Consider the following 17,630-nt stretch of genomic DNA (forward strand, 5'->3'; position numbering starts at 1 on the left):
GACATTTCGCTTTCTTTCGACAGCATTTTGGCCAAGAGCCTTAGTCGAAAAAAAGCGAATGAAGTAAAAACGTGGTTTTTTTTGTATTAGTACAGTTCGGGTATTTTGACAGCTAATTGAACAGCCTGTACCAATTGCAGGAACAATATGGTATAGTAAATTTGAAATTTTCTAATAATTGAAGGGGGCGAAAGTCGTGGGAAAGAAAAAAATTAGCTTATTCGTCATCGTGTTATCGATGGCTATGATCCTCGGTGCGTGTGGAGGAGGATCGGAATCAGGGGGAGAAGCGAACGGCTCACCTTCAGAACTTAGTTTATTAACGGGTGGTACAGGAGGAACGTACTTTCCTCTTGGCGGGGAACTAGCCAATATTATTCAAGACGAAACGGATATTGAAAGTGCAAATGCACAATCCTCTGGTGCTTCCGTAGAAAACATGCAGATTCTCCAGGATGGAGACGCGGACATTGCGTTTACGCAAACAGACATAGCGGCTTATGCGACAAATGGGGAGCTCATGTTTGAAGATGGAAAAGTGGACAATATCCAGGCAATTGGAACGCTATATCCTGAAACGATTCAAATCGTAACGCTTGAGGAAAGCGGGATTGCTTCGGTTGATGAATTAAAAGGAAAGAAAGTATCGGTTGGAGCTCCCGGGAGTGGGACATATGCGAATGCGGAGCAAGTGCTCGCAGCTCATGACATTACGATGGATGATATTGACGCACAGCACCTGGCCTTCGATGAATCTACGGAAGGCATCCAGGACGGCACAATTGATGCGGCCTTCATTACATCTGGTACGCCAACAGGAGCGGTAGAAGGACTTTCTGCTCAAAAGCAAGTTCGCATCCTTCCAATCGAACAGGATAAAATTGATAAGCTCATTGAAGAGCATCCTTACTATGCAGAAGATACGGTGAAAAGTGGAACGTATAAAATTGAAAGTGACGTTAAAACCGTGGCGGTTCTAGCGATGCTTGTGGCTCGTTCTGATCTCGATGAAGATTATGTGTATCAAGTAACGAAAGCGATCTTTGATAACTCTGATAAAATTACCCATGCCAAAGGAGAGTTCATTACGGCAGACTCTGCACTTGATGGTGTAGGTATTGATCTTCACCCTGGTGCAAAGAAATACTTTGATGAAAAAGGTGTCGAGTAAGTAGGAATCTACAAAAAAAGGATGTGATGGACGCAGGTGAAAAGCCTGCGTCTTCTTACGATGAAACCTTCTGATTCAACAAAACAGTTCATTTATCAAACGTCAATTGCCCTTGTCCTGATCTTAGTTGTTTTTCTTTATCCATTTTTTCCTGTTGTGGCACTTGAGAAAGGGGAGTCAGGAAAAGTCCTTGCTTATGTACCATTCGAAGATGATGCAGCGAACTTTGACATTCGCTATACGCATTCTGTTCACAAAACCCCCGTACAGGAATCTTATTATGTATCGGAGTCAGGTGAAATCGTGCAGTATGAGCTCGCTTATGAGAATTTTGCGATTGGCATGCCTTCTAATGCAGATGCAGGAGAGCGCTTTGTGCAGGATAAGGATGGATATAAAATCAAGGACATGAACCGAAAATTCCCGTTTATTGACCTTAGGACCGGACAAGTTGTCGCGAACCACGTACTCCTTGTGCAAGATAAAGAAATTGAATTAAGTCGGATTATCGAACCCGGGTCCTGGCTCCATCTAGAATCAGAAAACATTAGCTTATGGCAGTGGATGAAAGGAGTGAACGTACTTGAGTGAGAAAAATCAGCCTCCGAAAACAAAGGAAGACAAAGAGCAGATGACAGACGAAGAAACGCAGGAATTAATGGCAAAATTTGATCCTGAAGCAGGCCATCGAAGGCTGACAGGAATAATTGGATGGATCGCTCTTGCCGGGCTCGTTGGATTTTCTGTTTTTCAGCTGTATACGGCGATATTTGGTGTTTTTACAGCCCAGCTGCAGCGTTCCATTCACTTAGCGTTTGCCCTCGGACTTATTTTTCTTTTATTTCCGGCTTCCAAAAAGAAGCTTCGTGATAAAACAAAGGGTAAATTTCAAGTCGCTTGGTATGATGCACTACTTGCGCTAATCGGAGTTTATGTTGGAATGTACTGGCCGCTTAACTTCGATGAATTAGTTTTTAGAGTGGGACGGTTAACTACGCTCGATTTAATTGTTGGTCTTCTGGCGATATTGCTTGTACTAGAAGCGACTCGTCGCGTTGTAGGCTTACCGATTACTGTGATTACATCGATCTTTTTGCTTTATGCTTACCTTGGTCCCTACATGCCGGGCTTCTTACAGCACCGAGGGTTAAGTATTGACCGAATTATTCGCTCGATGTATTACACGACAGAAGGGATTCTTGGAACGCCACTCGGGGTGTCTTCCACCTTTATTTTTCTCTTCCTTCTCTTCGGAGCCTTTCTCGTTAAAACAGGGGTTGGGCAGTATTTCAATGACCTCGCTCTTGTGATTGCAGGGAAACGCGTGGGTGGTCCTGCAAAAGTAGCGATCTTCTCAAGTGCTCTTCAAGGAACGATTAGCGGAAGTTCAGTTGCGAACGTCGTGACGTCAGGTTCCTTTACCATTCCGATGATGAAGCGCCTTGGATACCGAAAAGAATTTGCGGGTGGTGTAGAAGCAGCCGCTTCCACTGGAGGCCAGCTAATGCCACCAATCATGGGCGCAGCTGCATTCTTGATGGTGGAATTTATCGGAGGGATTACGTATTGGGAAATCGCCAAAGCCGCTGCGATCCCCGCCGTTCTTTACTTTACCGGAATCTGGATTATGACGCATTTTGAAGCAAAGCGAATTGGCTTACGTGGATTAACAGAGGATGAGATGCCAAATCGTAAAGCGGTACTGGCAAAAATTTATCTCTTATTTCCTATCGTTGCCGTTATCTTTTTTTTAATGTCCGGGACATCGGTTACCCGTGCGGCGCTGTACGCCATTTTATCAGCGATTGTCGTCGGCGCGATCAATAAGGAGACGCGTATGGGCATTAGAGACTTTATTGATGCTCTGGCAAATGGGGCGAGAACGGCGCTTGGTGTTGCGGCTGCGACAGCTGCTGCTGGGATGATTGTTGGTGTTGTAACATTGACGGGACTTGGGTTAAAGCTTGCCAATAGTCTTGTTTCTCTTTCCGGAGAAAATTTACTGCTAACGCTTTTCTTTACCATGATTGCATCCTTAATTCTTGGGATGGGGTCACCGACAACCGCCAACTATGTCATTACTTCAACCATTGCGGCACCAGCATTAATCGTGCTATCCGTGCCAGAACTTTCTGCGCATATGTTTGTGTTTTATTTCGGAATTGTGGCTGACATTACGCCCCCAGTTGCGCTCGCTGCCTTTGCGGCGGCTGGTGTGTCTGGTGGTGAGCCTCTGAAAACAGGGGTACAATCGGCCAAGCTTGCGATTGCCGCGTTTATCATTCCCTACATTTTTGTCCTCTCACCAGAGCTCATGATGATTGATACAACGTGGCAAAGTCTGCTTTGGGTTCTTTTTACATCCTTAACGGGTATGATTAGCATTGGCGCAGGTATGATTGGTTACTGGTACCGCCGTACGTACCTTATTGAACGAATTGCTGCCGTAGCGGCAGGTGTCATGCTGATTTATCCAGAGGGATCAACCGATCTATTTGGACTGGGTCTATTTATCGGGCTACTTACGCTACAGTTTATGATTAAGCTAGATGATCAGAAAAAACAGTATATAAATGCCTAGAGAACCGCTCCAACAGGAGCGGTTTTTTTATGGAAAAATAGAGCAATCTCCTGATTCCCGCTAGAAGGAGAGTGTGTTATGATGAAAGCGTCGTCATAAAAAGAATGATTAAGAAGAGAAAGGACTTCTCTTCTTTTTATCGAAGTGGAACCTGTTAGCTTATACTCTGAAGGAGGATCACAATGGATTATCGAATTGAACGAGATACAATTGGAGAAATCAAAGTACCAGCAGATAAAATGTGGGGTGCTCAAACGCAGCGAAGCAAGCAGAACTTCAAAATCGGCAATGAGCAAATGCCGCTTGAAGTCGTAAAAGCATTTGCGATTTTGAAAAAGAGCGCAGCGCTCGCAAACCAGCGTCTTGGTAAGCTTGAAGATGTAAAAGCGGAAGCCATTGTGAAAGCAGCGGACGAAGTGATTAACGGCGATCATAACGAACACTTCCCACTTGTGGTGTGGCAGACAGGAAGCGGCACGCAGTCTAATATGAACATGAATGAAGTGCTCGCATTTCGTGCGAATGAACTTTTACAAGAACAGGGAAGTGAAGAGCGTATTCATCCTAATGATGATGTGAACAAATCTCAATCTTCCAATGATACATTCCCGACAGCTCTGCATGTTGCGGCGGTTCTTTCTGTTGAGGATCACCTCTACCCTGCTCTAATTGAGCTTAAGGAAACCCTCTATCAAAAAATGCAGGACAATGAACATATTATTAAAATCGGACGTACGCATCTTCAGGATGCAACGCCACTAACGCTTGGTCAGGAAATTAGCGGCTGGCATCGCATGCTTGTGAAGTGCGAGAATATGCTTCTTGAAAGTGTAAAATACATGAAGGAACTTGCGATTGGTGGAACAGCGGTTGGAACGGGGCTAAATGCTCATCCGAAGTTCGGAGACATGGTCGCTGAAGAAATTAGCAAAATGACGGACAAGACGTTCGCATCTGCACAAAATAAATTCCACGCGCTCACAAGCCATGATGAAATTGTTCACGTCCATGGCACGTTAAAGGCGCTTGCGGCAGATCTTATGAAAATTGCAAATGATGTGCGCTGGCTTGCGAGTGGACCACGCTGTGGCATTGGTGAACTGACGATTCCTGCGAATGAGCCGGGAAGCTCGATCATGCCAGGTAAAGTTAACCCTACGCAGAGCGAGGCACTTACGATGGTAGCGGCACAAGTGATGGGAAATGACGCAACAATTGGTTTCTCAGCAAGTCAGGGGAACTTTGAGCTTAACGTCTTTAAACCTGTCATTATTTATAACTTCCTTCAATCTTCTCGCTTGCTCGCAGACGGCATGAAGTCATTTAACGATAACTGTGCAGTCGGCATCGAGCCGAACGAAGAAGTGATTCAAGATTACTTGAAAAACTCCCTCATGCTTGTTACAGCATTGAACCCGCATATCGGTTATGAAAATGCGGCGAAAATCGCGAAAAAAGCACATGAAGATGGCACAACGCTGCGCGAATCTGCTCTTGAGAGCGGCCTCCTGACAGCGGAACAGTTCGATGAAATCGTTCGTCCAGAAGATATGATTGCACCAAAAGAATAACGCAAAAAGCGGGATCATAGCGATCCCGCTTTTCGTTTCTTTCAGGAGTGGAAAGCGTTTACACTTTCCGAGGTATGATAGCCATGATGCCTTTGTAGATCAAGACAAGTGCAAATAGCAGCGCTGCTAGAAAGCCAACAACTTCGAAGACCGGATTAAGACTCTCGAGGAATGAATCTGCTTCAGACAAACGAAGTAATGCAAACCCAGCAATCATAGCGGCTACGAAAAGCAATGTTCGATCCAACATATCAGCACTCCCTTTGAAAGAAATATTTTTATTGCCCTACAAATATATGCGGTGAGAGACGAGCGAAGAACAAGTTTTTTTGAGGGGGGTCTGGCTCCTCTCTGACCCCCATTGCATACATTTGTCCTTCTACAAAAGACAACGCCACTTAGACGAAATTTTTTTGTTTTCTTGACGGAATGAGCGGGCGAGAAGCGTCTATATCAGTGAAAGCTCTTGTGAGGTGAGACAGGTTGAAGCAATCGACTTTAGAGTGGCAAACAGAAGAAGGTTTTCGTGAGGTGATAAACAGGTATTCGAACGCGCTCTATGCCGTTTCCTATAGCGTTCTTGGGGACTACCATCTTGCCCAAGATGTAGCGCAGGAAGCGTTTATAAAATCCTACTTAAAGCGACACACCCTTGAAGATCCCGAGAAGGTAGGGAGCTGGTTAACGAGTATTGCGCGGAATTTAAGCTTAGATTTAAAAAGAAAGCGTAAGCGAATGGTGCAGGTAATGGAGAGTGCTTTTCACGAAAAAACGCATCAGCTGCTTGAGATGAGGGATAGTGAAACAAGCGAACTTGTTTGGCTAGCGCTGTACGAATTGAAGGAAGAAACTCGAACCTCTGTTGTTCTTTACTACATGGGCGGCTATTCCATGAACGAAATTGCTTCCATGTTAGCCTGCTCCACCTCTGCCGTTGAAAGTCGGATTCGAAGAGCTAGAACAAAGTTGAAAAAGGAGATGAGTGAGTTGGTTGAGAAAAATTTGAAAGAACAAAATGTTGGGGAAGAATTTGAGCGGAGAGTATTCAAGGAACTGCGTCTTCGCAGTGCATTATTTGATCAAGTTGAGTTAACGAACGCGAATTTCCTGAATTCGAACTTAGCGCAGTCCATCTTTTCGGATGCCTACATGGTGGAAGCAACATTTAAAAATATGAACATGAGTGGGATTTCGTTCCGTGATATTGATCTGAGTGATCTTAAAATTGAGGATGCGCAAATGGGTGGGGCAGTTTTTCGAAATATTGGATTGCCGCCTGAAGATCATCTCGCAGCCGGACGAAGAGAGGAGCACATGCCGCTTCTTTTTGAAAAATGTGACCTACATGGAAGCACGCTGACTGATTGTAACCTAAAAGGTGTGAAGATTGAGAAGTCAGAGATGGAAGGCATGACGATTGACGGAGTTTCTGTGGAAGAATTGTTGAAAGTTTATAAGGAGAAAAAGAGTGAGTGAGCTTAAAGTCTCAATTGAGTCTTATCGTGGCTGTTCCTTTGAGATCGGTGAAGGCGTGGGTGCTCATCAACAAATGAAAGTCGTACAGAAGCGTTGTCAGCATTTTGTTCAGCCGATTGATATCGAGAAAGCCCGAACGGTCTATCAACGCTTTGCCCCACATCTATTGGATGAAATCGAAGGAATAAGTAAACCATTAGGAATTACGCCGAGTGATGCGCTCTCTCTATTTAGTGGGTATGATTTGCCCAAACTCGAAGGATTAGGTTGTACAGCAGTGATGAAAGAGGAAGGATATGTGAGGAATTATGATTTTGGTCCTGACTATTATGATGGAAGATTCATTTTAAGACAGTCCTCCGAATGCTATGCAACGTGTGGTCATAGTTTATTTGGAATCGGGCTACATGAGGGGATGAATGAACATGGTCTTACGGCAGGACTCCATTTTGTATCAACACGCTATCATCAAAAAGGATTAATGGCAGGAATCATAGTCAGAATCGTACTCGACACATGTCGAACGGTTGAAGAAGCCATTTCGTTAATAAACGTTTTGCCCCACGCTGACGAGTATAATTACTCTTTAACAGATCGTTCAGGCCAATCAGCGATTGTTGAAGCTGGCCCATTGGATAGCGAAGTGAAACGTAGCAAAACACTGTATTGCACCAATCATTTTCAAGTCTCTAACACCTTCAAAGCAACTGAAAACTCACTTCAAAGACTAACCTATCTAGAAAGCCATACTGTCGTTGAGTTAGCGAACTGGTTTGATGAATTTAGAAATCCGGATTCCCCGGTATTTTTCAACGATTATGGCAACCTGTTTGGTACGCTTCATACGGTCATGATGAAGCCAAAGGAAGGAATACTTAAAACAGTGATAGCAGGTAGCGACGAGGTCATTACGGTCGATTTTAAGGAATGGCTAAATGGCGTCGCAGTAAACAATCGTTCCATTAGTGCAGCACTTTAAAGCAGTGGGGGTCAAATCAGTGGGGGTCAGGTACGTACCTGACCCCCCACGGCTCTTTGTCAGTCTATCATTTATTTAATCCTTACTTCCAATTCGTTACTTTATCTGTATCTGTTACAAACATGAAAATCTTACCTTTATCCATTTCTTCTTCATAACGCTCAGATTCTTCTTTTGAGAATCCGATTTCCTGCATCTTGCTGCGCAGTTCGTCACCTTTTTTACTAAAGACGTTCTTCAGGCTGCTAATTCCCATTTCTTTTTTGCCGATCGTGTTTGCATCAACGCCGTCTGCAACGCGCTCTGTGCGGTCGTCATCATGGGAAAGGACGTAGATGTCATCTTTTGAGACGCCGATATTGCTTAGCTCCTCGATATCACTTTTTAGTTTCTCATCATTTTGATATTCACGTACAACTGGTCTACTCACAATATTGCCTCCTTCAAAGATTAAAATCCTGTTTTTTTTGATCACAGAAGTACTATTCACGCTTTATGAATGATCTAAACGAGAAATTTGCACATCAATGTGCTGCTTTTTTCACACATTGTCAGGCATAATAAGTTCAAGTGGAGGAATGAGAGGGTATAGAAAGAATAGAAACATGATAACAGGAGGCGATTGACGTGAGTTCAGAACAATTAGGTGTAAAAGAAGGGAAGCTTGCTCCCTGTCCAGATAAACCAAACTGCGTATTGAGTCAAAGCAATGACGAAAAGCACGGCATGGACCCGATCCCGTATAAAGGTACGGCTGAAGAGGCTCTCGCTAAATTAAAAACGATACTAACGAATCGGAAACGAACAGAAATTGTCGAAGAGGGAGCGCACTATCTACGAGCAGAGGAGAAGTCAAAGCTGTTTAAATTTGTGGATGATATTGAATTTTACATTGATACCGCAAGCCAAGTGGTGCATTTTCGGTCCGCCTCTCGTACTGGGTATTCGGATATGGGCGTTAATAAAAAGCGAATGAATGAGATGAAAGAAGAGTTTCAGAAAGCATAACGAAGAACAGGTGCCTTGATTGGCACCTGTTCTTCGTTATGAAAAATCATTCGCTTCATCATTTTCCTCTTCAAGCATATCTTCGTTCTCGTCTTCTCGTTCTGTTTCCTTTCGTTCTGAAGATAAAAACCACCCGCCAAGGGCAATGGCAACAAGGACGCCCCAGAACGTGATTTTCCACGCAGGTTCTTTCGGAAAATCTTCTGCCAGGATGCCGAGGTTTGGATGCGCAAGAGTGTAAATGGCAAGCTTCACCCCAACCCAACCAACGATAACGAATGCAGCCGTTTCTAAACCAGGCTTACGATGGAGAAGCTTCACAAAATAATTAGCTGCAAAACGCATGATGATTAGCCCAACGATTCCCCCTGTTAGGATGACAAGGAATTGTCCGCCATCCATTCCCCCGATTTTCGGTAATGTTGTATTCGGGAGCGTTAGCGCTAACGCAACAGCGGCTAATATTGAATCGACCGCAAACGCAATATCAGCAAGCTCAACTTTTAAAACAGTTGTCCAAAAACCAGCCCCTTGCTGTGGCTCTTTTTCCTTTTTGCTTTCTTTACGATCGCTAAGGAAAAACTTCTTCACTAGATGATTTAAACTAAGAAACAGCAGGTAAATAGCCCCAATCGCCTGAACCTGCCAAATATCGACGAGAAAGGAAATGATAAAGAGAGATCCAAAGCGAAAAACAAAGGCTCCGCCAAGTCCATAAAACAACGCTTTTTTACGTTTTTGTGGGTCAAGGTGCTTTACCATAATGGCCATGACGAGCGCGTTATCTGCAGCTAGCACCCCTTCAAGACCGATTAATACGAGAAGCACCCAACCATATTCCAGTAAAAGACCAACATCCATGGTTATCTCTCCTTTACCTTCTTATTAGTATTCCCATACGGACAGGACCATACTAGAAAATACATGCTTCAAAAGGGAGTTCTATCCTGAAATAGGTGATTCGTTTTGATTTGAACGAAAAATGGGTTAAGGTAAGAAGTGGAGGTGGAAGGATGCGTTTAGAAAATAAGAAAGTCATTAGTCTCGTTCATCATGAATTTGAAGATCTCGAGCTCACATACCCTTACTATCGTTTAATTGAAGAAGGCGCAACGGTTCATTACGTTGGGGAAAAAGCAGGAGAAAAATATGTTGGGAAATACGGCGTGCCAGTCGTTTCCGATTATGCTTATGAAGACATTAATCCTGCTGATTACGATGCGATTCTTGTACCGGGTGGATGGGCGCCCGACAAAATTCGTCGTTTCCCTGAAGTGCTGAAAATGGTCCAGCATATGGAAGAAAACAAAAAACCAATCGGTCAGATTTGCCACGCCGGATGGGTGCTGATTTCTGCGAAAGTGCTAGAAGGAAAGAAAGTAACGAGCACGCCTGGAATCCGTGATGACATGGAAAATGCCGGGGCTACTTGGATTGATGAACCCGTTGTTGTTGACGGACATCTCGTATCTGCTCGTCGGCCACCGGATCTTCCACAGTACGGAAAAGCTTTTGCTGATGTGTTGGCAAAATAGCCTAAAAAAAGCGCTCTCCTCAATGAGGAGCGCGCTTTTAATGTTATTCTGTTACTTGATCTAGTTTTCCAGTCGCAGGATCAATCACAAGTCCATGAACCGGTAGATCTTTTGGAAGAAGAGGATGATTTTGAATCATCGAAACGCTATCGCGTACGCCATCTTGTACAGTGGTAAATCCTTGGAGCCAAGAATGAAGATCGATTCCAACGTGTTTCATGGAAGCAACCACTTCTTTTGTGACGCTATCTTCTATTTTATGAAGAAGCTCATCCGGATTGACTTTCCCCATGCCACAATCGTGGTGGCCAATAACCCATACTTCTTCAGCTTGAAGTTCGTACACCGCTACGACGATACTGCGCATAATACTTCCGAATGGGTGACTGACAACGGCGCCGGCGTTTTTAACAATTTTCACATCACCATTTTTTAAATTCATCGCGCGTGGAAGAAGTTCAACAAGACGTGTATCCATGCAGGAAAGAATGACGATTTTTTTATCTGGAAGGCCAGTGGTTTCAAAAGGAACATACTCCTTGTTTTTCACAAATTCCTCATTAAATTTCAGAGCTTCTTGAAGAGTATCCATTGTTTAATCTCCTTCTCATTTAATTTTTTTCATTTGGTTTGTAGTTTGGTACACTAGGGACAAAAGATCCTTCACTAAAGGAGTTAACTGAAATGAAAGATATCCCAATTGATCAGCTGATTCAGCAAATGAATGCACGAATGAAGCAGCTTACGTATAATGTTGAAGAAAATGATGCCGACGTTGACGGCATTCGGGAAGAGCTAATAGCCATTAAAACCTATTGCGACATGCTACTTCAGGCATCAGGAAGCAGTCGATCGAAGCCCATAGCCCCATCAGCCAGGCCGCTTCAACAACCGGTGGCAGCTCCCGTTCAACAATCTCTGTCTTCCAAACCGATGAAAGACGATGATGCGAACGAAGATTCCATTTTTGACTTTTAACAAAGAGCCGCAGGGGCGGCTTTTTGTATGCCGTTTTTACACGCCAAACGCTTTCGGATAAACCACTTCTCCGCTAATCTCTTTCAGCGCGTCTTCTTTAAGTTCTTTCACCATGAAGGCATCTCCTGCATCAAATGGGCCAGAAAGGTTTTGCTCAGAAGCAGGAACGAAACCGAATCGCGGGTAAAAGTCTTTGTGACCCAGGACCACGACGTGTCGATAGCCAAGCGAAGTCGCTCTCATCATGCCATCTTTGATCAACATACTCCCAATGCCTTCTCCCTGTAATTCGGGAACAACTGCGACAGGAGCTAGCGCAAGAGAAGTAAGGTTTTCTTTTTCTGTTGAAATGGTGATTTCACTTAAAAGAATGTAACCGACTGGATCACGTCGATTATGTAGCGCCACAAGAGAGAGTTCAGGGACAAAGTGGTCAGACTTCCGAATCTCTTTAACCAGCGTAACCTCATCTTCTCCACCAAACGCTTTTTGTAAAATGGTTAAGATTTCCTCATGATCCTGTGCCTTCTCTTCACGAACTTCAATCATGCTTCCATCTCCTTCTCCCTATCTATTTTTTCAAAAATGAAAATAAAAAGCAACAAAATAGCCGTTTCAGTATTCTCCCACTATTTCCCGGGTAACCAATTCGGCTAGCACACTAAAAAAAGCCCTCGAACGAATCGAGGGCTTTCAACTATTTATTGGAAAAATGGATACTGACGACGTTCTTGTTGAACGGAAATCCATTTCACCATTGTAAATTTATCGAGTGCCCATTCGCCACCAAAGCGGCCAAGACCAGACTCTTTTTCCCCGCCAAAGGCCATGTGTGCTTCATCGTTTACTGGCTGGTCATTAATGTGGACCATGCCTGTTTCGATTTGCTGAGCAACCTGTACTCCGCGGTTTAAGTCGCGAGAGTGAACGGAGCCACTAAGCCCATAAGGAGAGCCATTTGCAATTTCGATTGCTTCTTCTACTGTGCTAAATTTAATGATTGGGGCAACAGCACCGAAAATTTCGTCTTTTGCAATCGGCATGTCGTTCGTCACATTCGTTAAGATAACCGGATGCATGACGTTTCCTTCCACTTCGCCGCCGAAAATTTTCTCAGCACCTTGCTCAAGTGAAGCGTTAAGTGATTCTTGAATACGTTCAACAGCATCTTTATTGATCAATGGACCAACGGCTGTTTTCGCGTCAGATGGATCGCCAACTTGAAGGGAAGCCACTTTTTCTTTAAATGCTTCCACAAATTTATCGTGAATGCTTTCATGCACGATAATGCGGTTAATCGCCATACAAATTTGACCTTGGTGCAAGAATTTACCGAACGCCGCTGATTCAGCTGCCTGATCGATATCCGCATCATCAAGCACGATAAACACGTTGTTACCGCCGAGCTCGAGCGCTGTTTCTTTAATGTTCTTACCGGCAAGCTCGCCGATATGCTGGCCAACTTCGGTTGAACCTGTAAAGGAAATCAATTTTGGAATTGGGTGCGTGACGAACGCATCGCCAATTTCAGAACCGCGTCCGGCTACGACGTTAAGGACGCCTTTCGGAAGTCCTGCTTCTTCAAATAGCTCAGCGATGAGGAACCCTGCTGTGACAGGCGTTTCAGATGCTGGTTTTAGAACGACCGTGTTACCAGTTGCGATAGCAGGTGCAACCGAACGCATGGAAAGGTGAAGTGGAAAGTTCCACGGTCCGATCACGCCGATGACACCTTTTGCACTTTTATAAATGCGGTTTTCTTTCCCTGGCGTATCAGAAGGCGCAATTTGTCCTTTCATGCGATAAGGGAACGATGCCGATTCTTTTACAACACGAGTGGCGGCGGCCCATTCAACATTTGCTTTAATTTTCGTGCTACCTGATTCTTTCACAAGCCAATCGATGATTTCTTCTTTTCGTTCGGTCATAAGCGCCGCTACTTTATCAAGAATTTGCTGACGCTTGCCTGGCGTTGTTTGTGCCCAGGATTTTTGTGCTTCTTTTGCCGTTTTGTAAGCTTTATCAAGATCTTCTTCCGATGCAGAGTTTAATGTAAAAATTTCCTCGCCGGAAAATGGATTATAATTTGTTACAGTTTTGTCACTAGAACCTTTAACCCATTCACCGTTAATAAATTGCTTCGTATATGTGTTAGCCATGAGTCATCCTCCTTTAGTGTACGTTAAAGAAGGTTCCCGATCGTTCAAAGGATTAAACACACTTTCGCACATGCATGTTTTTCCAACATAAAATCGGAAAGGAAGGACAAATTGATAGTAATCCCTAAAGAAAGGAGGGAGACAGAATGCCGGAACCAATCCCGTTTTTTAATCAAGAGCAAGAGATGAAAAATGCACATACGTATAACGTTTATGTGAATGACGATTATGTGGGCAATAAAATTTTGTTCTCTCAGTGTGAAAAGATTGAAGATCTGAGCGACTATTTAAATAGTAAAGGCTTTTACAATTTCCAAGCTGAGGCGGAAGGCGATCACTATCACCTGCAGCTGACGGAACAGGATCAGGGAGAAGTTGTGAAGGATGAGCTCCACAGCTATCTCCGATTGCATTAGCGGGTGAACCGCTCCCAGATCCGTAGCTTTTGTTCTTCTTGCTTCGCCGCCTCTTGTGCTTCTTCCACGGATACTTCTTTAAAGCGGATCTTACCTCCGGGAGGAAGCTGGGCAACGAGTGGCAAATCAGGGCCAATAACCGTTCCAATCCGCGTGTATCCACCTGTCGTTTGACGATCTGCAAGTAGGATGATCGGCTGACCGTTCCCAGGTAGCTGGATGCCGCCAAGCGGAACCCCGTCTGAAATCACGTTTGCTTCATGATTTGTTGCAAGATCTGATTGTAGGCGATAGCCCATCCGATTTGATTGCGGTGACACGTCATGAGTCATAGCGAAAAAGTCCGAAACGACCTTATCCGAAATTTGCTCATGATGAGGTCCTTTCACAACGCGTACGTCAACATCACGATCATAATCAGGAATCTCGGTGAAAAAGAGCCCGGTTCCTGCTTTTTGTTGTCTAGGCTCACCAACCAGCTCATCGCCTTTTTCAAGCTTTCGTCCAAGTCCAGCTGGTTCATATACCGAGCGGCTGCCCATGTATTTTTTTGCATGAAAGCCACCTGAAACGGTGAGGTAGGCACGAACGCCCTGGCGAGGCTGTCCAAACTCGAGCACCTGCCCTTTTTTAATCAGGACGGATTTCCAGAGTGGAATGCGCCGTCCATTAATCATTGGAGACAAATCGCCTCCTGTTACAGCCATCACAAACGTTTCTTCTGCAAGCAGTTCTGGCCCCTGCATCGTCACCTCAAGACCTGCCGCCCCTCGTTCATTTCCAACTAGAATATTGCCAACCTGAAGAGCGAAGCGGTCAAGCGCTCCAGATGCAGGCACCCCATATTTTAAATATCCGACACGGCCTAAATCCTGATAAGTTGTATATAATCCTGGCTTTTCAACTGAAAATAATTTCACCGGTTTCCGACCCTTTCCATTTCAATGTTTTCTTCATCAAACCGTTTCCGAAGCGCTTTAATAAATGCCAGCGCCGACGGCTCATCTCCGTGCACGCAAACCGTATCGGCTTCAATCGCAATGATCGAGCCATCCACAGCCGTTACCGTCCCTTCTTTCACCATTTGAATCACCTGTTCAATCGCCGCTTGCTCATCACGAATCATCGCATGTTTTTCTACCCGTGGCGTAAGCGATCCGTCAGGCTGATACGTTCTGTCGGCAAACACTTCTGAGGCATAAGGTAGTGCGGCGTCCTGCGCGGCGCGAATGAGCTCTGAATTGGCAAGTCCAAATAAAATCAACTCTGAATCAAAGTCCTTCACAGCCTGAGCAATCGCGTTGGCAAGTTCAGGATCCTTCGACGCCATATTGTAAAGCGCCCCATGTGGTTTGACGTGCTGTAGCGGCACTTCATGCGCCCTGCAGAACCCGTGCAGTGCTCCGATTTGATAAAGAACAAGGGAGTAGGCATCTTCGGGCGTAATGTTCATATTTCTTCGCCCAAATCCAACTAAGTCCGGAAAGCCTGGATGCGCGCCAATACCGACATGATGCTCTTTCGCCAATTCCACCGTTTTGTTCATAATGTGCGGATCACCGGCATGGTAGCCGCACGCCACGTTTGCTGAAGACACGAGCTCAAGCACCTGCTCATCCTGACCAACGACATAAGTGCCGAAGCTTTCGCCAAGATCACTGTTTAAATCAATACGAAACGTCATTCAGATTCCTCCCTGCGTTCAAGTTTGTACGTACCCTTTTCAATTTCACGCTGAATCTGTTTGTATTCGTCTTCCGAAATGGCTGTGAACTGTAAATAATCGCCCTGCTCAAACAGAAACGGCTCTTCCTTTTCAGCATCAAAAAGCTTAAGCGGCGTGCGGCCGATAATATTCCAGCCTCCAGGGGAATCGAGCGGGTAAATGCCCGTTTGACTCTCGGCGATGCCAACCGATCCAGCTGGCACAGACTGTCTTGGGCTTTCAAGGCGCGGCATCGCGATGCGTTCATCTAAGCCGCTTAAGTAAGGAAAACCAGGCAAAAAGCCGATCATGTTGATGAGGTAGTGGCGCTTTGTATGTAAGTTGATGACTTTTTTAGTGGAAAGTTTGTTGGCAGCTGCGAGATTTTCAAGATCCGGACCATAGTCGCTTCCGTAAACAGTTGGAATTGTGATTACCGTTTTCGTCTTCTTTTCATGCGCGTCCATTTCGTTCGCGATTGGTACAAGCACGTTCGTGATTTCTTCATATGAAAGCTTCCATGGATCATAGTAAACGGCCACAGAATCATAGGCAGGCACCCATTCGCTGATCCCGACATGCTTTTGATGAACGAGCTTTTTACAAAATGCTTGAATGTTATAAGTAAGAGCAGTTGATATGTCTTCATGAAAACAGCATTTCACAGCTGCTTCCCCGAGCGGATAAAAGGTGATCTTCATGACGTTTTCTCCTTTCATGTTGATCGTTAGGATAGTAAGAATAGAACTTCGACAAGATTCTTCTTTTTAAGCGGTTCTCTGTTTCTTTAAGTTTACCGAAATTTCAAAAAGACAACAAATTATCCATGGAAAAAAGCGCTATAGGCCTTATAATGAGGGTACACACTGATCAACAAAGGAGATCGCTATGAAATTACATACTGCACGCTTTGGAGAAATGGATGTTACCGAAGAACGTCTCGTTACGTTTGAAAGTGGCATCCCTGGCCTTGAGCACTTTACAACTTACTGTCTATTACCCGCCGACGATCAAGATGAGTCTCCTTTTTACTTTTTACAATCAACGGAAGAAAGCGGTCTTTGCTTTTTCCTGGCGGATCCGTTTTCCTTTTATCCAAATTATGAAGTAAACCTTGATGACAGCACGCTTGCACAGCTTAACGTAACCGATCCATCGCATGCGCTCGTGCTCTCGATTCTTACCGTTCAGGGTTCCTTAAAAGAAGCGACAATGAATCTAAAAGCACCGCTTATTTTTAACACAGAAGAACGCACTGGAAAACAGCTCGTCCTAAAACAGGAGTATGGCATCAAAGAACCTCTCTTAAAGCAAGTGAACACAGAGGAGGCGGAGTAAATGCTCGTACTTGGACGAAAAAAAGGCGAATCAATTGTCATTAATGATGAGATTGAACTAAAGATCATTAGCATTGACGGTGATACAGTGAAGCTTGGTGTTGAAGCACCGAAGAACATCGCGATTCATCGAAAAGAAGTATATGAAGCCATTCAATCCGAAAATAAGCTTGCCGCAATGCAGGAATTTAGCCTGGAGGACCTAAAAGAATTCAGGAGAAAAACGAGTTCATAGGAGGGACTTGATGAGTTTCTTTAAAGGCGTTTATCAAGTGAACATTCGTGTGCGGAATATAAAGAACGCAGTGAACTGGTATGAAGAAATGCTCGGTCTTCACGTGACGAAGGACTACGGCGGTACCGTGGTACTTGGCGTTGGAGAAGGGCAGACGGCGATTTGTTTGATTGAGCTGAAGGAAGGGGAAGAGCTTCCTTCGGCTGATGTGAGCGGGTCGTATCCGGTGCTTCATTTAGCAGAGAAGCATGCGGAGACGTTTAAGAATGAGCTGCGAGAGCGTTGCGTTTCAGTTGATGAAGAGGCTGGAGTGGCGCATTTTAAGTTTTATGATCCGGAAGGGAATAAGCTTGAAGCTTATTTGCCGGGGCTGTATGAGAAGGAAGAGTATGCACATTTAAGATAAATTCTTATTAGGAATGGAACCGCTATCTTTGGAATGCGGTTCTTTTTTGAATGTTTTTCAAAAAGTATTAAAC

General features: G+C 44.5%; 22 protein-coding genes. 13 read left to right on the forward strand and 9 right to left on the reverse strand.

Annotated features, from left to right (window positions below):
* Window positions 1–196: 196 nt before the first annotated feature.
* From PQ511_RS09055 to fumC, 4 genes are all read left to right on the forward strand, one after another.
* Window positions 197–1,171 (forward strand): TAXI family TRAP transporter solute-binding subunit, encoded by a 975-nt coding sequence (locus PQ511_RS09055; protein WP_224591016.1) that lies wholly within the window; start codon window positions 197–199, stop codon window positions 1,169–1,171.
* Window positions 1,172–1,207: 36 nt separating this feature from the next.
* The gene (locus tag PQ511_RS09060) at window positions 1,208–1,762 is read left to right on the forward strand and encodes a DUF1850 domain-containing protein (protein WP_273851582.1); all 555 of its coding nucleotides are present in this window, start codon (window positions 1,208–1,210) and stop codon (window positions 1,760–1,762) included.
* A gap of 40 nt (window positions 1,763–1,802) precedes the next feature.
* Entirely contained in the window at window positions 1,803–3,752 is a 1,950-nt protein-coding gene (locus PQ511_RS09065) for a TRAP transporter permease (protein ID WP_273851811.1), read from the forward strand.
* A 182-nt stretch (window positions 3,753–3,934) separates the two neighbouring features.
* Complete coding sequence (gene fumC, locus PQ511_RS09070; RefSeq protein WP_273851583.1) at window positions 3,935–5,323, forward strand: class II fumarate hydratase; 1,389 nt, start codon at window positions 3,935–3,937, stop codon at window positions 5,321–5,323.
* 58 nt (window positions 5,324–5,381) lie between these two features.
* Here fumC and PQ511_RS09075 read toward each other — a convergent pair whose 3' ends face one another.
* On the reverse strand, window positions 5,382–5,573 hold the full coding sequence (locus PQ511_RS09075) for a hypothetical protein (protein WP_273851584.1): 192 nt from the start codon (window positions 5,571–5,573) through the stop codon (window positions 5,382–5,384).
* 233 nt (window positions 5,574–5,806) lie between these two features.
* On the opposite strand from PQ511_RS09075, the gene PQ511_RS09080 reads away from it, so the two are divergent.
* Together PQ511_RS09080 and PQ511_RS09085 are read left to right on the forward strand one after the other, a co-directional pair.
* Entirely contained in the window at window positions 5,807–6,799 is a 993-nt protein-coding gene (locus tag PQ511_RS09080; protein WP_273851585.1) for a sigma-70 family RNA polymerase sigma factor, read from the forward strand.
* A complete protein-coding gene (locus PQ511_RS09085; protein WP_273851586.1) occupies window positions 6,792–7,778 on the forward strand; it encodes a C45 family autoproteolytic acyltransferase/hydrolase in 987 nt (328 codons plus the stop codon). The genes PQ511_RS09080 and PQ511_RS09085 overlap by 8 nt, the downstream gene beginning before the upstream one ends.
* A gap of 82 nt (window positions 7,779–7,860) precedes the next feature.
* Here the strand turns inward: PQ511_RS09085 and PQ511_RS09090 are convergent, their stop codons facing one another.
* The gene (locus PQ511_RS09090; RefSeq protein WP_273851587.1) at window positions 7,861–8,208 is read right to left on the reverse strand and encodes a YflT domain-containing protein; all 348 of its coding nucleotides are present in this window, start codon (window positions 8,206–8,208) and stop codon (window positions 7,861–7,863) included.
* Window positions 8,209–8,405: 197 nt separating this feature from the next.
* On the opposite strand from PQ511_RS09090, the gene PQ511_RS09095 reads away from it, so the two are divergent.
* Window positions 8,406–8,786 carry a DUF1499 domain-containing protein gene (locus PQ511_RS09095; protein ID WP_273851588.1) on the forward strand — a complete coding sequence of 127 codons (381 nt, stop codon included), beginning with the start codon at window positions 8,406–8,408 and terminating at the stop codon, window positions 8,784–8,786.
* 36 nt (window positions 8,787–8,822) lie between these two features.
* Here the strand turns inward: PQ511_RS09095 and PQ511_RS09100 are convergent, their stop codons facing one another.
* Window positions 8,823–9,647, reverse strand: coding sequence for a TerC family protein (locus PQ511_RS09100; RefSeq protein WP_273851589.1), 825 nt, complete (start codon window positions 9,645–9,647; stop codon window positions 8,823–8,825).
* A 152-nt stretch (window positions 9,648–9,799) separates the two neighbouring features.
* Here PQ511_RS09100 and PQ511_RS09105 point away from each other — a divergent pair, with 152 nt between their 5' ends.
* Window positions 9,800–10,321 (forward strand): type 1 glutamine amidotransferase domain-containing protein, encoded by a 522-nt coding sequence (locus tag PQ511_RS09105; RefSeq protein WP_224591004.1) that lies wholly within the window; start codon window positions 9,800–9,802, stop codon window positions 10,319–10,321.
* 43 nt (window positions 10,322–10,364) lie between these two features.
* Here the strand turns inward: PQ511_RS09105 and PQ511_RS09110 are convergent, their stop codons facing one another.
* Window positions 10,365–10,913, reverse strand: coding sequence for a beta-class carbonic anhydrase (locus PQ511_RS09110; protein ID WP_226654347.1), 549 nt, complete (start codon window positions 10,911–10,913; stop codon window positions 10,365–10,367).
* 92 nt (window positions 10,914–11,005) lie between these two features.
* Here PQ511_RS09110 and PQ511_RS09115 point away from each other — a divergent pair, with 92 nt between their 5' ends.
* Complete coding sequence (locus PQ511_RS09115; protein WP_273851591.1) at window positions 11,006–11,299, forward strand: YwdI family protein; 294 nt, start codon at window positions 11,006–11,008, stop codon at window positions 11,297–11,299.
* Window positions 11,300–11,335: 36 nt separating this feature from the next.
* Here the strand turns inward: PQ511_RS09115 and PQ511_RS09120 are convergent, their stop codons facing one another.
* A complete protein-coding gene (locus tag PQ511_RS09120) occupies window positions 11,336–11,848 on the reverse strand; it encodes a GNAT family N-acetyltransferase (RefSeq protein ID WP_273851592.1) in 513 nt (170 codons plus the stop codon).
* A 152-nt stretch (window positions 11,849–12,000) separates the two neighbouring features.
* Window positions 12,001–13,458, reverse strand: a complete 1,458-nt coding sequence (locus tag PQ511_RS09125) for an aldehyde dehydrogenase family protein (protein ID WP_273851593.1) — start codon at window positions 13,456–13,458, stop codon at window positions 12,001–12,003.
* Window positions 13,459–13,604: 146 nt separating this feature from the next.
* Between PQ511_RS09125 and PQ511_RS09130 the strand changes: the two genes are divergently transcribed.
* Window positions 13,605–13,874, forward strand: a complete 270-nt coding sequence (locus PQ511_RS09130) for a hypothetical protein (RefSeq protein ID WP_273851594.1) — start codon at window positions 13,605–13,607, stop codon at window positions 13,872–13,874.
* On the opposite strand, the gene PQ511_RS09135 is transcribed toward PQ511_RS09130, so the two are convergent.
* From PQ511_RS09135 to pxpB, 3 genes are read right to left on the reverse strand one after another with little or no spacing between them, the layout of a single operon-like run.
* On the reverse strand, window positions 13,871–14,794 hold the full coding sequence (locus PQ511_RS09135; protein ID WP_273851595.1) for a 5-oxoprolinase subunit C family protein: 924 nt from the start codon (window positions 14,792–14,794) through the stop codon (window positions 13,871–13,873). The genes PQ511_RS09130 and PQ511_RS09135 overlap by 4 nt on opposite strands.
* A complete protein-coding gene (locus PQ511_RS09140) occupies window positions 14,791–15,558 on the reverse strand; it encodes a LamB/YcsF family protein (RefSeq protein WP_273851596.1) in 768 nt (255 codons plus the stop codon). Before PQ511_RS09140 ends, PQ511_RS09135 begins: the two co-directional genes overlap by 4 nt.
* Window positions 15,555–16,280, reverse strand: coding sequence for a 5-oxoprolinase subunit PxpB (gene pxpB / locus PQ511_RS09145; protein WP_273851597.1), 726 nt, complete (start codon window positions 16,278–16,280; stop codon window positions 15,555–15,557). The genes PQ511_RS09140 and pxpB overlap by 4 nt, the downstream gene beginning before the upstream one ends.
* Before the next feature lie 187 nt (window positions 16,281–16,467).
* Here pxpB and fliW point away from each other — a divergent pair, with 187 nt between their 5' ends.
* Genes fliW through PQ511_RS09160 form a run of 3 tightly spaced genes read left to right on the forward strand, consistent with a single transcriptional unit; the run spans window position 16,468 to window position 17,557 of the window.
* On the forward strand, window positions 16,468–16,917 hold the full coding sequence (fliW, locus tag PQ511_RS09150) for a flagellar assembly protein FliW (RefSeq protein WP_273851598.1): 450 nt from the start codon (window positions 16,468–16,470) through the stop codon (window positions 16,915–16,917).
* The gene (gene csrA, locus PQ511_RS09155; protein ID WP_226654366.1) at window positions 16,918–17,151 is read left to right on the forward strand and encodes a carbon storage regulator CsrA; all 234 of its coding nucleotides are present in this window, start codon (window positions 16,918–16,920) and stop codon (window positions 17,149–17,151) included.
* A 10-nt stretch (window positions 17,152–17,161) separates the two neighbouring features.
* Window positions 17,162–17,557, forward strand: coding sequence for a VOC family protein (locus PQ511_RS09160; protein ID WP_273851599.1), 396 nt, complete (start codon window positions 17,162–17,164; stop codon window positions 17,555–17,557).
* Window positions 17,558–17,630 lie beyond the last annotated feature (73 nt).

This window comes from Guptibacillus spartinae (genome assembly GCF_028610625.1).
GTDB lineage: Bacteria > Bacillota > Bacilli > Bacillales > Guptibacillaceae > Guptibacillus > Guptibacillus spartinae.

Bases quoted from the DNA above. Each gene is read 5' to 3' on its own strand.
- PQ511_RS09110 (WP_226654347.1), bottom strand. From the start codon at position 10,913: ATGGATACTCTTCAAGAAGCTCTGAAATTTAATGAGGAATTTGTGAAA.
- PQ511_RS09140 (WP_273851596.1), bottom strand. From the start codon at position 15,558: ATGACGTTTCGTATTGATTTAAACAGTGATCTTGGCGAAAGCTTCGGC.
- PQ511_RS09120 (WP_273851592.1), bottom strand. From the start codon at position 11,848: ATGATTGAAGTTCGTGAAGAGAAGGCACAGGATCATGAGGAAATCTTA.
- PQ511_RS09130 (WP_273851594.1), top strand. From the start codon at position 13,605: ATGCCGGAACCAATCCCGTTTTTTAATCAAGAGCAAGAGATGAAAAAT.
- PQ511_RS09075 (WP_273851584.1), bottom strand. From the start codon at position 5,573: ATGTTGGATCGAACATTGCTTTTCGTAGCCGCTATGATTGCTGGGTTT.
- PQ511_RS09105 (WP_224591004.1), top strand. From the start codon at position 9,800: ATGCGTTTAGAAAATAAGAAAGTCATTAGTCTCGTTCATCATGAATTT.
- PQ511_RS09100 (WP_273851589.1), bottom strand. From the start codon at position 9,647: ATGGATGTTGGTCTTTTACTGGAATATGGTTGGGTGCTTCTCGTATTA.
- PQ511_RS09160 (WP_273851599.1), top strand. From the start codon at position 17,162: ATGAGTTTCTTTAAAGGCGTTTATCAAGTGAACATTCGTGTGCGGAAT.
- PQ511_RS09065 (WP_273851811.1), top strand. From the start codon at position 1,803: ATGACAGACGAAGAAACGCAGGAATTAATGGCAAAATTTGATCCTGAA.
- fliW (WP_273851598.1), top strand. From the start codon at position 16,468: ATGAAATTACATACTGCACGCTTTGGAGAAATGGATGTTACCGAAGAA.
- PQ511_RS09115 (WP_273851591.1), top strand. From the start codon at position 11,006: ATGAAAGATATCCCAATTGATCAGCTGATTCAGCAAATGAATGCACGA.
- fumC (WP_273851583.1), top strand. From the start codon at position 3,935: ATGGATTATCGAATTGAACGAGATACAATTGGAGAAATCAAAGTACCA.
- csrA (WP_226654366.1), top strand. From the start codon at position 16,918: ATGCTCGTACTTGGACGAAAAAAAGGCGAATCAATTGTCATTAATGAT.
- PQ511_RS09125 (WP_273851593.1), bottom strand. From the start codon at position 13,458: ATGGCTAACACATATACGAAGCAATTTATTAACGGTGAATGGGTTAAA.
- pxpB (WP_273851597.1), bottom strand. From the start codon at position 16,280: ATGAAGATCACCTTTTATCCGCTCGGGGAAGCAGCTGTGAAATGCTGT.